Annotated in this window: 5 protein-coding genes; all 5 read left to right on the top strand. The window is 46.1% G+C overall.

Annotated features, from left to right (window positions below):
- Window positions 1-7 precede the first annotated feature (7 nt).
- The 5 genes from DXA97_RS12445 (at window position 8) to DXA97_RS12425 (ending at window position 15,408) form a co-directional block, all read left to right on the top strand.
- Window positions 8-562, top strand: coding sequence for a hypothetical protein (locus DXA97_RS12445; protein ID WP_118720405.1), 555 nt, complete (start codon window positions 8-10; stop codon window positions 560-562).
- Window positions 490-4,074: a hypothetical protein gene (locus DXA97_RS12440; protein WP_147355568.1), complete on the top strand. Its 3,585-nt coding sequence runs from the start codon at window positions 490-492 to the stop codon at window positions 4,072-4,074. Before DXA97_RS12445 ends, DXA97_RS12440 begins: the two co-directional genes overlap by 73 nt.
- On the top strand, window positions 4,068-12,341 hold the full coding sequence (locus DXA97_RS12435) for a hypothetical protein (protein WP_118720401.1): 8,274 nt from the start codon (window positions 4,068-4,070) through the stop codon (window positions 12,339-12,341). Before DXA97_RS12440 ends, DXA97_RS12435 begins: the two co-directional genes overlap by 7 nt.
- Entirely contained in the window at window positions 12,338-12,922 is a 585-nt protein-coding gene (locus tag DXA97_RS12430; protein WP_118720399.1) for a hypothetical protein, read from the top strand. The genes DXA97_RS12435 and DXA97_RS12430 overlap by 4 nt, the downstream gene beginning before the upstream one ends.
- Window positions 12,923-13,134: 212 nt before the next feature.
- Window positions 13,135-15,408 (top strand): hypothetical protein, encoded by a 2,274-nt coding sequence (locus DXA97_RS12425; protein WP_118720397.1) that lies wholly within the window; start codon window positions 13,135-13,137, stop codon window positions 15,406-15,408.
- Window positions 15,409-15,515: the final 107 nt, after the last annotated feature.

Here is a 15,515-nt window from a genome sequence, read left to right as displayed (position 1 = left end):
TTGACATATGATAAAAGAAAAATTTGAACTTTTAAGAAAGCATGGAAAAAAAGTTGTAGCAGGGCTTTTGGCGGCTACCATGACGATTGAACAGGTTCCATTTGAGATTGGAGGTGGAACCATAACGGCAGAAGCCGCGGGAACGGCGAATGATCCGACAGATGAGCTTTATATCCCGCAGCTGTTTGCTACAATCTCATATAAGAAAACAGATGAATCTCAGATAAATAACGCGATTACACTGTCGCGTTTAACTTCACAGGACACAACGATTACGATTACAACAGAGGAAAGCGGATATACCATCGACAAGCCGGGACTTCATGTGGATACGCCGGTTATCTTCTACAGTGAGGCGGAAAAAAAATATTTTGCCAGACTTGTGGGACTGGACAGCAGTGGAAACCCTATGGGACCGTATCAATATGCAGAAGCCAATGGGCTGGAGGTAGTTGGTGGTGTTGCGGTTCATTTCTCTGGTATTGATGGATGGGAGTATGTAGATACGGAGCTACGCAGAGTCTGTATGATGAATGGGACGATGAAGACGAAGCGGATGTGACGGATTCTGTAAACGTTGAAAACAGTCGGTCTGCTGCAGCTGTGGATGAGAAAACTGCGGAAAAATCAGAATCGACTGTAGATACTTCAAATGCTGAGCAGGAGGTATCTACAGCAGAAGCAGAGACAACAACAGCAGAAGCTGCAAAGAAAACCGAAAAAGCTGGATCCGCACAGGAAACGGAAAAAGAAACAAAAGAATCTGCAGTGGAGACAGACACGAAAAAAGAAGAGTCCGAAACAGAAGCAGGGACGGAAACAAAGGCAGAGGAGTCTAAAGCAGAAGCAACGACAAAAGCAGCGGAGTCTGTAACAGAAACAGAGACGGAAACAAAGACAGAAGAGTCTGCAACAGAGACAGAAACGGAAACAAAGGCAGAAGAGTCTGCAACAGAGACAGAAATAAAAGCGGAAGAAGCTGCGAAAGAAGCAGGAGCCAGTTATGACATTGATGTGTACGACGGTGATCAGATCCCGACATATCCGTATGTATTAGAGCCGAACAGCGCTCAGATGCTGCAGGTCCTTGGCGATGAGGGATACTATTGGGGCAATGTAAAACTTAAATATCAGAAGAGCATATCAACATCGGATCATCTGACCATTAAAGCCAATTTTAAGTTTTTCATAATAAATAGGGAAAAGTATCAAATCCCAGAGGGATTGGAAGCTGAATGCCAGGCATGGATTGATATGGAAGGCTTTACAACGCCGACCGGAGAGAAAAAAGATAAATATGATTTTGGAGCAAACTGCACAGCAGGAGCAAAGAAGACCGATCCGAACTCCTTTATTCGTTTTCTATATTCCAATATTGACTGGACTTGTTCTTTGAAGACCATCAATGGTACAAAAGAAAAGCCGGTTGTGGTATGGCAGAAGAATAACTATGCGTCCTATTTGCTGACGATTAAAAATACTTCCGGACTTGTAGATGGCGAATTGAAAGAAGACCGCATGGTTCCGGATGAGACCATATTTTCCAATTACGATATCACCATAAAGCCACCTTATGATACAACTGAGAAAGCATATTCAGAATCGTGGCAGTATACGAGATATTATCGCGGAGAAGATGGCACAATTCAGGAAAATCCGGACTATTGGAACAGTAATAAAGACGAGAGCGAGACAGACAATAAGGACGATGACAGAACATATACCGGAAAATGGATTGCCAATGACCTGTCGAATGTACATTACCGCGCGGAAGAATATGATAACAGCGGTGGTGCCGTGATTGTTGATGTCACGGATGTTCCGAAAGATCTCTGGGAAACAGAGAATCCTGATGACCTGATAGCCAAAGGAGGAAAATTGATTGGTTACCGGCATAGTACCGGCGCTAATTTCACGTTCCGTGTGCGCAATCAGACTCTGTATCCACCGCAGTTTGGTGAGAATGATAACGGCGATCCTTATATACCTGGCTATTCGAAAGATCCGGATAAAAAGATTAGTCGTGCATACCGTGTGTTCGTTCCGTTTACCAGTTCTGTATACGGGCAGCGGGGCGATACCGTAAACATTGATGTCCAATCAGATGCGTATGTTTATTTTGGTGGAAATGGAATCGCAAGTCAGGAGGCCATCAGAGCCATTGAGGCTAATGCTGAAAATTCAGATGAGCATCGTGTAGCGGATACGGGAGTACCGTTAATAGATGACAGACCGGAGGAAGAACGGGAAGCAGCATTGCATTATGGAGAAAAACAGGAAGACGAGCAGTCGGAAGAAAACGCAGATACTCAGGAACTGGATGAAGAAGATTCTGCGCAGGTTCAGGCAGATACAGCGGTTTTGGACGAAACTGCAGATGAACAGCCGTCTGGAACCTGGACAGTCGATGAGCAGCCTGGAACAGATACAAAAGGCCTGGGACACCGTCTGTTACAGACTTCAAGTGCGACTACCTATTTCACGCTTCCACAGTATGAACCATCCGGTGAGAAAACATTGCAGTGGGCGGATGCATATTACGCAGGAAAGAAACTGGTTTATACATTAGAGAATGTGGGAATTGCAAACTCAAAAACCAGTGGCGATTTAAAACTGAATTTTTCAGCTCCGATGTATCGTCCGAATGTAGTGGATACACTTCCGGATGCATTTGATCTTCAGGAAATCCAGTTTGTATTTCCTAAGCGCCTGAGTGACGATTATAGTAAGGATGGAAAAAACCCGGCAGATTATTGGCTTGGCGGAACAGATCCGCTTCTTGGAGTCGGTATAGTAGGAGATCGGGATCAGAATGAATATCCAGTAATCGAATATGTTGAACCAGGCAAGGAATCTGATAAGAATAGAGTCTGGATTCCGGTAGACCGTGAGAAAACCGGTGATTTTAAACTGCTGTCCGACACAGCAGAGACGATAAATGGAGAACCGGCTAACGTCTACTCTATGGATCTGACGAACTACTTTGATGAGCTGGGGATTTACCCGAAGCTGGTGCGTATCAATTACCGCTGCTGCTGGGTACCGCTTACAACCTGCCTGGGTAATGTACGTTTGGTTGGTGTGTCAAGAATCGCAGGACAGCGGGTCAATACGATCAATACCAACTTCAACATTCTGCTTTTTAAGAATGAACGTTTGCCGGTGGCATTGGAACAGGGACAGCTGACAGATAAGGTTGGATATTTTGACCTGGATAATACTGTGATGAACTACAAAGAGAAAAAGTTCAGCACAGATCCGGCTCATGTAGAAAAGTCTCAGATTGAAGCTAATGTTTTTGCCGAGACAGAAATTAAAAACAGACATAACACGGACCCGGATAAGCTGGAGACACCGATTACGCTGGATTATGGTAATTACCTGATTCAGGTGAAAAATAAGATGCCAGCAGAAGGTTACAACGTAGATATTAATTTCAAATTAAATAAGGAAGAAATTGATCAAAGCGAGGATGCAAAACCGAATACTCTGGTACCAGCGTTCTTCACAAAGGGAATCCGCATTAGCAGACAGCTTTTGGAAGCGGGAAAACCACATTATAAGAGAGAAGATGACGGTACTCTTACAGAACAGCCAATCCTGATCCTGAACTATGCGGACGGAACGAAAGTAACCTATACGAAAACGGAGCTGCTGCGCGATTACCTTGTAACAGATCCGAATCAGGGAATCAATCCTCATCAGGAGTATGTTGTAGATTCTGTTTATATTGATCTGGAGGGTGAGAAGAAAAACGGATGTCAGATTGAAACATTCACCTTGTCCTATGCCTCCTTTATGGCCAGCGATGATCTGAAAGATAAATTTGGAACATCGGACGATGAGAATACATCCGGAGATGCCGAAGATCCCATGGATTATCTGTGGATGCGCGTTTACGGAACTTCCTCCAGCATTTGCGAAGCAACCGGTACGAGTAAGGTTGAGGTGACTGGATGGAAAGACCGCCTGACTGGACAGATCTTTAAGGATGAGGATGAAAATATTTACACCTTTGAGGATGATGGAATCCTGAAGTTTGTTATGGCTAAGCGACCATCGACGCAATGGTAACCTGGAGTCATAACGGAAAGTCGTTTTCCTCAAAACAGCAGCCGGTTCCGTACCAGCAGGAATTTTCCTATGATCTGAAATTAGGAAATGATTCTACTGCAGTTATGTATACCGGAACGGTAGATTTGGGCCTGGATATGTTCACGAACGGCGATGATGTTCCGGATGGACTGAAACACCGGGGCTTTGTACTGGATTGTCTGGAATTTGATGTAAAACATATGCTGGGCGCTTCTGCGGATAACTGGGCAGAAATCGACCAGATCAAATTTTACGATGTTGATGATACCGCTGCAAATGCTAAGCCAAAGGCAACTTTTACAGGGCAAGAGCTGAAGCAAAATTATGTTACTAATGGTATATTAACCATTAAACGTGAGGATATTTTTAAGCAGAGTAATGAGACAGCGGAATCCTGGCAGATCGGCCGGGTAGTGATCTGGCTGAGCGATATGGATGACCAGATGACAGAAAACAGCGTACAGATCGGCAGCGATGGTACGACGACAACGCTGGACAAGCGTTTGTACTGCAGCCTTATCGGACATTCCAATGTGTATGAGCAGGATCTGGAACTGAAGAACTCTTTTACAGCAGAGACTATAGGTACCGGAACAGTCAAGTATGTATACAAAGGAGAAGATCTGGGACTGGATGACGAGGGAAATGCTCTTGGAGTGAAAAAGCTGTATGTAGATCCAAATCCAAATGTTGTTCTGGGGCTGAAAAACAGCACTTCAAACGGCAATTACAGAGATTCTGCGAATGGTTACTCTTGGCAGTACGCAGTTACGCACCCGAATGGAACAAAGGAATACAAATACATTCAGGCCGGTGTGGCAAGTGCTGGTGTAGAGCAGACCATTTCTGTCAAGCTTACAAACAGTGGAGATCCGGCTGTAAATGATGGCCTGGCCTCCGCTCTGATTGCCGGAGTCTTGGAAGTGCAGTTCCCAAGCTGGGTGAATGATGGACTCACCTCCGATGCAATAATGAATCCGCAGCCTGGCACTACAATATTGGATGATTATTACCAGCTCCAGAAAGGCAGAAAAGAAGGATTTGTTTCCAGTGAACTGCGAATCCCGGATGATCCGGCAAAGACAGGTGCGATTCGTTCTGTTATCATTGAGGGTTATAAGTACGATAGCAGCAACAAGCTTGTGAGAAATGGAAAGAGGATTATCAGTGGTCAAGATCTCGCAAACCTTAAAGATCAGAATGGAGACTATGTGATCGACAAAAAGGTGTGGGAGACTCCGTCAACCACAGCCGGAGATGGTCAGGATACCATTCTGCTTCCGGCCAAGTTTACCGTGATCTTTGAAAATTTCCATGGAGATGTGGATGATGCAAATCCTGTAAATGTGGAATTAAAAGGTGCGGCGAGCTATGGTGGTGAGTACCGGTTTGAAGCATCCTTCCATACGGAAGAAAAACGTCCGCAGGATGTAACAGATCGTGTGCCGAAGAACGATGATGACACAGACAGAATCCGCAAGGCAGGAGAATACTATGCCGAAGCAAATGATGTGTTCTGCGCAGTTTTGAAGTCTGCAAATAATGCGTATCTCGTAGCAGATTCCTACTATAAAGCATATCAGGATGTTGCGGATCGCGCAAAACTGATGGGTTATGACCAGCATGATCAGACCATTTATGTTCCATACAATCAGCATGAGAAGGAGTTCCACTATTATATAGGAGCATGCAATAATAGTAATTATGAAAAATACATGCTGACTATGGGAACCTTGTTCATTAAGCTGCCGTGCGTAAAAGATACGAACGGAAACGCTGCCGGTTTCCTGTTTGACAGTCTTATCATTGACGCGGATCAACTGAGTAAGTATGGTTCTGTGTACAGCGTGGAATTTGGCGGACTGTCTAATGACATACAGTATGGCGAGGATGTTGGTTACAACTATGGACTGAAGAAAGAGGAGACTCTGGTGATAGCCGGTATCAACGAAAACCTGGATGGAGTTAACGATTCGATCAGTAACTATATGCAGGGTGGAAAGCTTGTTATTACCAAAGCACAGATGGAAGCGAAACAGGGCAAGAAACTGGATGGTGTACGCTATATTCGTATTCGTTTCCGGAATGTAAAGGGCAATGCGGCTTCCAATGCGGATTTCGCAACAATGCAGGCAGAAGGAGTTAAAATTCGTGTTTGCGGAACCACCAATGTGTATGCGGATTATGAGGATAACAGCGGACTTTACAGCGAGGCTGCGTTTATTCGCCCGGAACAGCTTCAGTTTTATGGCTATACTGCAAACACGAGTCTGGAACAGATCTTCAGCCCTGCTAAAAGTCCGGCTCAGAGCGCAAAACCGTACAGGACAACAATGTATGTGGAAAAACCGCACCCGTATGGTTTCCTTCAGGCAATTTTTGAGGATACAAAGCTCAAGGATGCAAGCGGAGCCCCGCTTAATCCGAACTACGGTAGTCGGACAGCGAATGCCAATACGAACTATTATAATTCGTCATCGGAGAATAAACGTTCCATAGATGCACCACTGGGTAATGTGGATGATCGGGCAATGTATGACAGATTCCAGCACAGTTATCTCTTTACTTATGGAAATAAGTTGTTCCAGGATAGAAACAATACGGCGAGTGTCTATCGCCCGTATAGTGACCGCAGTTACTCTGATATTCCGGATGCCCGATTCCGTGTGAATGTTCCGATAGTATCAGAGAGTACCGGAAATATTGGTTTTGACGTGACCGGTCTTTGCATCGATAAGGACATCTGTGAGTATGGTACGAACCCGGCCCTGACATTTTATGATGCGTCCGGAGCTCAGATTGCTTCGTACAATGAAACACAGCTGAGAAAGATGGTGACCGATGCGGCGGCAGCAGCGAATGGTGGAACATCTGTTACATCTGCTACCATTGGACAGAAGACTGGCGGCGGACAGGTGATTGCTGATTTGGATGGAAATCCGAAGATTGCAGTAGTAAAAACGATGCCGCAGTCGACAGATGCAAATGTAACATATCTGGTAACAAGTGAAAAAATTGCATCGATTGAGGTTAGTTACGATATTTATTATGGCAATGAACATATCCCTGATGTAACCTCACAGGATTATGCAGCAGCAGCTCCGACCGAAAGTGCATATATATTTGATAGTTCTTACTGGTATAACATAAATGCGGTGAAACCCATCATTAATACGGTAAGTCATCAGAACTGGATCCGTATTTACGGAAATCCGGGAACCTTTAATGAGAAGCAGGCGAACCAGAATCGGTATGGTGGAAATCTGACGGCCACTACGAAAGCAAAATCTGCGCTGCCAGAGACTACATCTGACACCAACCCGAAGGGCTATCAGCAGTGGAGCAGCAGTGAGAAAGTATCTCCGGCACTGGATAAGACATATGTACAGAATATTGATATCCGTCCGGCCAAGGCTGTCATGACCAATAAGGTACTTCCTTACGGAGCATCCAATTCAAGCTGGAGTTACGACAACCGGGATAATGTCAAACGAGAGCGCAATGCAACCATAGGCGGACGAAGAGCGTACTATGCAGTAAAGCTTGGCAATACAGGAGCCAGCCGTGCATATTACGGAATTGTGAAAGCTGAAGTTCCGGTTACCAAGACACCGGAGAGTCAGGGTCAGACCTACATTCGTGGTTTTGAGGTGGATGAACTTACCTCAGATGAATTCCTGATCCCGAATATTACACGGGAAGGATATATCTGTCTGGATACCATCACCTTAAAGGAACATAGACCGGTAAACGGGGACGTCGCGGCTCAGGTGGTGATTCAGGCTCAGAAGGTGAAGGGAGCAGATGGCGTAGAGCGTTCCGTATACCCAACAGAGGCTACGCTGGACAGTTATCTGTATACATTGACGTATAGGGGGCGCCGAGGAGAAGAAACGACCAGAACCGTAAAAGCTTCGGATTTGATCACCAAATCTGATGGACAGCTGAAGCTGGAAGTAAAGGAGAGCGTGTGGAACACTGCCCAGGAACCGTTAGAGCATGTGAAAACAGTTTCTATGGCGGTTGGTCATTACCAGAGCAGTTATGAGGATCCGGTTTCTTCCCATAACACTTATGTAAAAAAGAATGAGAGCCTGTTCATGATCAAGGGTTCACCGAGTGGATATATTTATGCGGAAGATGGGAATGGCGATATTGGCAGCAACACAGATGCTATTAAGAAACTCACTCTGACTGCAGACTGGAGCTGCCTGTATGAGACAAGCAGCAAACTGGGAACACTGCAGTCCAGTGCCCAAAGTGAGGGAACTCTGCTGTTATCACCGTCTGAGGCTACGATTAAAATGACTGCAGTAAAGGACCGCGGAGAAGGAAGCACGCTGACAGATGTTTCTTACGAGAATGAGAAAGATACCTATTATCACATTCTCCTCGGAAATGATTCAGAAAGTGCCATGTCTCAGCCAATACTGCGGGTAGAACTTCCGCTGAATGACAATGAGCCGAAGTATACTCCTTATAAAACAACCGGCACTGAGAAAGCGGATGCGCCTCAGGAAGAACGCCGACGTGGTTTCCAGATGACAAAGATTCGTCTGGACAAGGATATATTCGGCCCGCCAAAGGCAACGAGCAGTGATGCGGACAGTACCGGTGAACTGATGGAAATCCGGGTATATGGATATGCGTCTTCGAATGAAAGTGCAGACGCAGATGGAAATGCGCCGCATGTCTGCACAATTGAGCGCAGTGAACTGCTGAATCTGTGTGGTCCTGACTACACCATTCCATTCGATGCCTGGTATGTTCCGGGTTCAGAGGAGAAATGCATCAAATATCCGGTTTGCGTAGAACTGGTATTCAGCTCCTTTGGAAGTCAGGTAAAAGATGATAAATGCGGTGCGGTAGATATTTATGGTCAGATTAACCGTTATGCGGATTACGAAACCTATCCACAGCAATTTGCTGAGAAGAATGGCTATGACAATGCACTGACAGCAAAGGCTACATTTAAAGATTATGTAGCTGGAACAAACAGTCTGATTCAGAGTGCAGATGGCGTTGAACCGGAAGTATCCGCGGCATTTTCCGTGAAGGAACCGCGACCAAAGGTTCATGCGGAAAGCTATTACTACAAGCGTGCGGGAGGCATCCTGGAAAATAAAGATACGGAAGACGGGGATACACAGTACAACGTAGTTCCGTACTCCAGAGAGTATCTGTCTGTATTTGGCCTGACCAACGACAGTATTTCCCGTATGGAGCAGTTCCGCTTTGAGATGAAACCGGATATGGGACAGGATGAAGGCGAGCCAGATCGTGGTTTCCATACCATGGATATGATCATCCGCAGCAAACTCTTTGAGGAAGCGGTGATCGACCGGATCACGATTGTAGATGCATTAAATAAGAAGAAACTGGTTCTGACCCGTGATGGCTACACACCATCGCAGCCGTCAAACCTTGCATCTGACCGAGATCCGTATAGTAGACTTCCGCGTGCGACAGAAGGAATCGGTGATCCGGCACAGACCAATGGAAACGGTGTCTTTAACCTTAAGCTGTATGACGAGAATGGAAACGATATAACCCCTGCTGGCATGGCGACAACGCTGCAACGGGAAACTGAGAAGACGAATCCGTCTCAGGTAGCTTCTCTGGGCAAGGGACTGTATCAGACCTATGAAGGAGATCTGGTCATTCCGCGAACCCTGCTTATCAGCTCAGCGAATGGAACAACAAAACTCGGCATGACCACCATTTCCAGTGTGATCATTGAGGGCTCTGATTTCCTGCCGATGAGAGCAGGACAGGAGGACGAAAGCCTGAGTGTAAATCCGATTATGGATCAGACCCAGACCGGTTCCGAGTCTGTTGTGTTTGTGGGAATCAGCGATAAGGAAATCAAGGACAATGATAATGCTGTAGAAGGACAGAAGCTTCAGAATGCCCAGAAGACAGAAAACATTGGAACCTTTGATACCCTGCTGTACAGTCATACCTATGAGCAGTATGAGAAAGCAGAGCAGCAGGATACAACAAATCTGGTAAATGGATATCAGGACCAGCAGGGAAATAACTTTGCGGAGATTGCGGTTCTGAATCATAAGCGCAGTGATACCGATGAGACTTTCGTGTATACACCGAGAATGTTCTTTGATACAACAATCAGTGCGGTATTTAAGGACGCTCCGCAGGATGAAGCCGGATATCTGGATTCCAAGCGGTTCACAGATGAGACACGGGGAAAGTATCAGAATAGAAACAAATTAACAACTCCCTGGTATTGGATTAGCCATCCAGCAGGTAGATGGCCGCATGAAGATCCATACTATTATAAGGATAACACAGAGGCGAAGATTGGTTATAAGGCACTTGCCGCCTACACGGTAGATTTCCGGCAGCTTGGTGTAAATGATAAGATTTACAATTCGGGCTATCCGAATAATCTGTATGCGGGCTGGTGGAATTCTGGTGTCAAACAGGTAGAAACAAATTCCGCAGATTACAATACGGCGGCCAATGTCGATATTGCAGTATCTCTGCCGTCTGACAGGTTTGAGGCATATTATGTCAAACTGCGTCCTGCATTACGCCCGTATCTCAACCATATTACCGTGTACCCGGTTGACGGAGATCCGTATGTGATTACCAAAAACCAGTGGCAGACTAACGCAGACGTACAGGTAAAGAAATGGAATGTAACGGAGGATGGCGATGAACACTGGTGGCGTATCAATCTCCTGGCCACGGATACAGACCGTTTTACACATCAGACGATTCCGGCCTACGATGCCCGTGTGTTAACGGCCACCAGATCCGATGCACTCTATTATGAGACTGCATCATTGGTGAAAGAAACAGGCAGTATTGATAAAGTAGTATTGAACCTTTCCATCAATGCAGATCCTGCCTCCGGCGAGACGGAAAACCTGTGGGATGCAATTGCTGCAGATGAGGGAACCTGGTATCAGGAACCCCAGGATCCGGAGATTCCGCCAATTAGTACTTATATTGATGAAACAGGTGAAAAAATCAAGACGGATAATCCGCCATACAATCAAACCTATCAGGTTCAGAAGCAGAATACCCGTCATTCCGTGGAGATTGCAGGACGTGTTCTGAAAGTTGGACCGCAGGAGGCTCAGGTTGCGGCACGTCTGGAACTGGGAAATCAGTTCAATATGGATGCATCTACATCAATGGATCCGTCGTATCAGGTAAGAGCACAGGATAAAGTCAGCCATATCCGAGTTCAGCGTTCCGCACTTTATGATGCGTGGTTTAAGAACAGCGATCCGGTAGGAAATGGCTCGCTTACCATCAACCGTAAGGATGATGCGATAACAAGAACAAAGGATAAAACCGTCTTAAATAAAACGAGTGGAACAGAAAACGGAAAGAGTAGCTGGTCTTATCGTGACTGGTATGCATATCAGACAAGTTATGGTGCTACATATTCTTATGCGGAATGGCATGCGGGACATCTGGAGGATGCAGCTTCCATATATGTAATCCCTCCGGTGATTCGCCAGAAAAATGGACTTGGCATGCCGGCTGACGGGGCACCGTTTGCAGATCCGAGTGGAGATATCACGAAGAATTATCCGAATACTTCTGACGTTCCGGCTTATGGACTTCTGCGAGGCTATGGACTTGGAATTTACCAGCAGAACCATGATGGAATCGAGATTGCATCGGCAAGAACGGGTCATTATGATGAGGTGCCTTTACGGGATGATTGGAATGGAAGAATCACGCATGCAGACTATGTGAGCATGCGCGATACACTCCCCTATATCGGCCGCAGGGATGGCCTGTACAAGGGTTTCTTCAGCCGTTATCTGGAAATGTCAGACAGCATCAAGCCATATCTGATGAATGTGGAGATTACAGTTCAGAAATATGAGCAGGATGCGGATGGCAATACCGTAGGGGAGCTGAAATCGGATTACCAGAATGGAACACCGACTGCAACAGGTTCGAAAGTTTACACAATACCGTATACGGATATCTGGAACGCATACAAGTCGGCTGCTGATCAGACTCCGGAAGCGCTGGATGGACGAATCCTGTTCTGTTATAAAAAAGACACCACAGGTTCTCTCTATGGAAATGATCATCTGGCGTCCAGTTCTGATGCAGAGCTTTCCAGCAAGGGTACAACGGCAGAACAGCCGGGCGATCCATTGAACGATGAGATGCTGATCTGGCAGGTAAGTACCCGAATATCATTCAGCTCGAAAAGAATGAGTATCCGACCCAGATTGCTGTACGTCTTGTGAATGTGAAGGGCAGCGCGGAGCAGACCGATGAATATGTGGTTCCGAATGCGTATGATCCGCAGCATGACGAGATTGAACAGCATACCAATGGAAAAGATCCGGACTGGTACGCAATGGGAAATGTCTGCGATATTGCGCCGGATGGAAAGACATTTAAGCTGAATGCATTACGCAGCGATTCGAGTGTAGACCCAGCTCAGACGGAAACAATTCCTAACACCGGTGTGTCCATGCAGGGTAATTACACAACGCAGCAGTATGGACAAAAACTGGCAAACTATGCGGACGGACTTGTGGGATTCCTTCAGAAAGAAGAACAGATTCCGCAAAAACCGGAGGAGCTGAATGATATCACAGTCAAGGAACAGGCAGAAATACTGACGAATGTAGATTCTTGTTATCATACTACCACGGAAGTATATGTGGAGCCGGTGGATAGCAACAAATACTGGACTCACAACTACGCAAACCTGGCTATGTGGTATGCAAAGCAGAAAGAACCTGCAGGAAAAGTTGAGACAAATGCAGTAGGCTCCGGGATGAAGGTACGCCGGAAGAAAGAAAACGGGGTACCCAGATAGACCCGAAGAAGGCTGACTCATCATCATATGACCAGCTGGAGAAAGATAATACGGTTACCCCGATCACTGATTTCTACGATTACGGGGCAGATAATAAAACGCCGAACAGCATTCGTTACCGTGTATGGGCTACCAACACGACAGCGAAGGGCAATTCAACGGAAATTCCGGGACTGGATGACAGCGGCGTTTATTACAACGAACTCAACTATGTGGATGTGCTCCCGGAGGGACTCCGGACACAGCATATCTGGATTCCGATCCAGTTTATCCGAAAGACCATCAGCGATAAGCAGAGTAATGGTTCCTTCGATACTGAACAGCTGAAAAACGTAGTTGGTGAAAACAAGTTCGCGGTATCTGAACTTATGCTGTATACAGCAAAAGAAGCAAATTGGGCCTTAACTTCTGCAGATGGACGGACAGACAGCGGTAAAGTTGCAACCTATAATTTATATGAAGCAATGCTGAACTCGCTGATTAAGGTGGATGGAGACCTGAGTCAGGCCGGATCCGTTCTTAAGGATGACGGAAGTGCTGAACCCATCAGTGGAAAGAACATTAAGGATTACATTTTCTATGTGGATGCTTCCGGAAACCGCACGGACAACTATGCAGATGCGGTTTACTATGAGATCGATGTAGAAAAGATGTTCGGAACAACGAAGGATGGAGATATTCTGACACCGGCTAAGCTCGATGCAGATTCCGGCGGCGGATACTTCCTACAGAACAATCTTCTGGCTATGGATTACAGCCTGAAGGTACGGACAAACTGGAAGAATGATTATCACCAGAATATGCTCCGTTACTTTGGACCGAATGTAGCCGGTGATGCAACACTGACTGGAAACGAAACCATAGATCCGGCAGAGCTGCTGTTTGATGGTATTTTTGCAGAACAGTACCATGATGCAGATCCGAAAGTAACACCTGAGTGGGATTTAAAGAGCCGCCCAACGGTAAAAACTAATCCGCTGGAGCTGTCCAGAATCATCACAAATCAGGTAAAACTGCATATGCATACGGCCAGTGTGGAAAGTGTTACCCATGTATCCAATAATGAAGGATGGAAAAATATCAGTAAAGAATTTGATAACTATAAGAAGCTGCGCTTCACAAACCGTGCAGCCAAGCTGAATATAGCAGTGAACCGCCTTCCGTATAAGAATGCGGGACAAAGTTCCATCCCAGATCCAGATGCACAGGAAAACAATTTGCATGAGCCGAGAGGATTCTCCTATGGCGGTAATGATTTTGATAAGGCCAATCCGGATACAAAAGATAATCAGTATGACCAGACCGTCGATGTCAGCAGTCTGCTTCCGGGCGACCGGGTATCTTACTACGTGACAGCGGTGAACGCGAAAGACGATGTACCTACCGAGAGTGGTAAGCTGCGTCAGAGCGTTGACTGGATCAACCCGGTAATCCGTTTTGTAGCACCGGACGGCATGCGTATTGCAAGATGGATCTATATGCCGGATAATTTCGATCTGGGAACACTTCCGCGAGTGAATCGGGACGGTTCTGAGGTTCCGGGTGCTGACCCTCAGCCAGTCAGTGTGGCTGTGGCAGATTCGGATGCAGTTGGATTTACCCCGATCGGACATGATAAGATTGAAGCGTTTGATACAACCGGAGAAACAGGAACGATCACAGATCTTGCTGCGTATCCGTTAGTTCCGGAGAATAAGGAACTGAAGGATGAGTACAGCGGCATGGAGATGGAACGTCCGAACTTCTTCAATCTTGCGAGAACGTTCTCCACGTTTAGCGCAAAGACGGTAACGAATAACGTGGTACGGGATATGGTATGGCAGATCCATGGCACAATTCCGGTCAACAAGGGTATTCGTATTCTGGTTGTGCTGGAGGTGGAAAATACTGCGAATAACAGCAGCGCCAGCCTGACTTCCCAGACGAACCAGAGTAAGCTGCTGGAAACCCAGGTATTTGTAGGTGGACAGAAAGTCCATGACTATGAACCGTTCTACTTTACGAGTACCAAACCGCAGGGTTCCGCGAATCCGAAGGCAAAGGAAGATTACACGTATACTTCTAAAGATAACACGATTAAAGGTGTTCTGGAAACGAGTGGTAAGAATACTTCTTACGCTGAACAGAGTGCAAGACAGGAGACCATTGACAGTGCTTCAACGGTTGCTTATTACCGTATTCCGTCTGGAAATACTACGGAAAAGGAAAACGTGGAGGACTTAAATGGAACCCGTGCACAGGTAGTATCAGGTGGAATGAAGTTCTATACACCACAGACTCCGCCGTCTGCCAAGATCCATATGGATACGAAACTCGATGGAGAAACGGCGGTTCTGACAGTCGGAACTGCGAATGGCAACAGCAATGATGCAACGGCAGGTACAATCCGCAATGAGCCGAAGCGCTATGCAGCGTATATGGATCTCACTATGGATTTCCTCTCTGGCAATAAGAATCTGATGGAAGCTATAAGCGTTATGGACTGAAGGATCTGAAAGAACTTCAGGGTTTCAAATTAAACCGTCTGCCATCCTGGGATGAGCTGGCGTACAATGCCGTATCCGGAAGTGATTCGAAGTCGTATCCGGATAGT

This window comes from Clostridium sp. OF09-36 (assembly GCF_003481985.1).
Lineage (GTDB): Bacteria > Bacillota > Clostridia > Lachnospirales > Lachnospiraceae > Brotaphodocola.
This window is presented reverse-complemented; position numbering and strand designations above follow the sequence as displayed.

Coding starts and splice junctions, on each gene's coding strand:
- DXA97_RS12445 (WP_118720405.1), top strand. CDS start 8: ATGATAAAAGAAAAATTTGAACTTTTAAGAAAGCATGGAAAAAAAGTT.
- DXA97_RS12440 (WP_147355568.1), top strand. CDS start 490: ATGGGAGTATGTAGATACGGAGCTACGCAGAGTCTGTATGATGAATGG.
- DXA97_RS12435 (WP_118720401.1), top strand. CDS start 4,068: ATGGTAACCTGGAGTCATAACGGAAAGTCGTTTTCCTCAAAACAGCAG.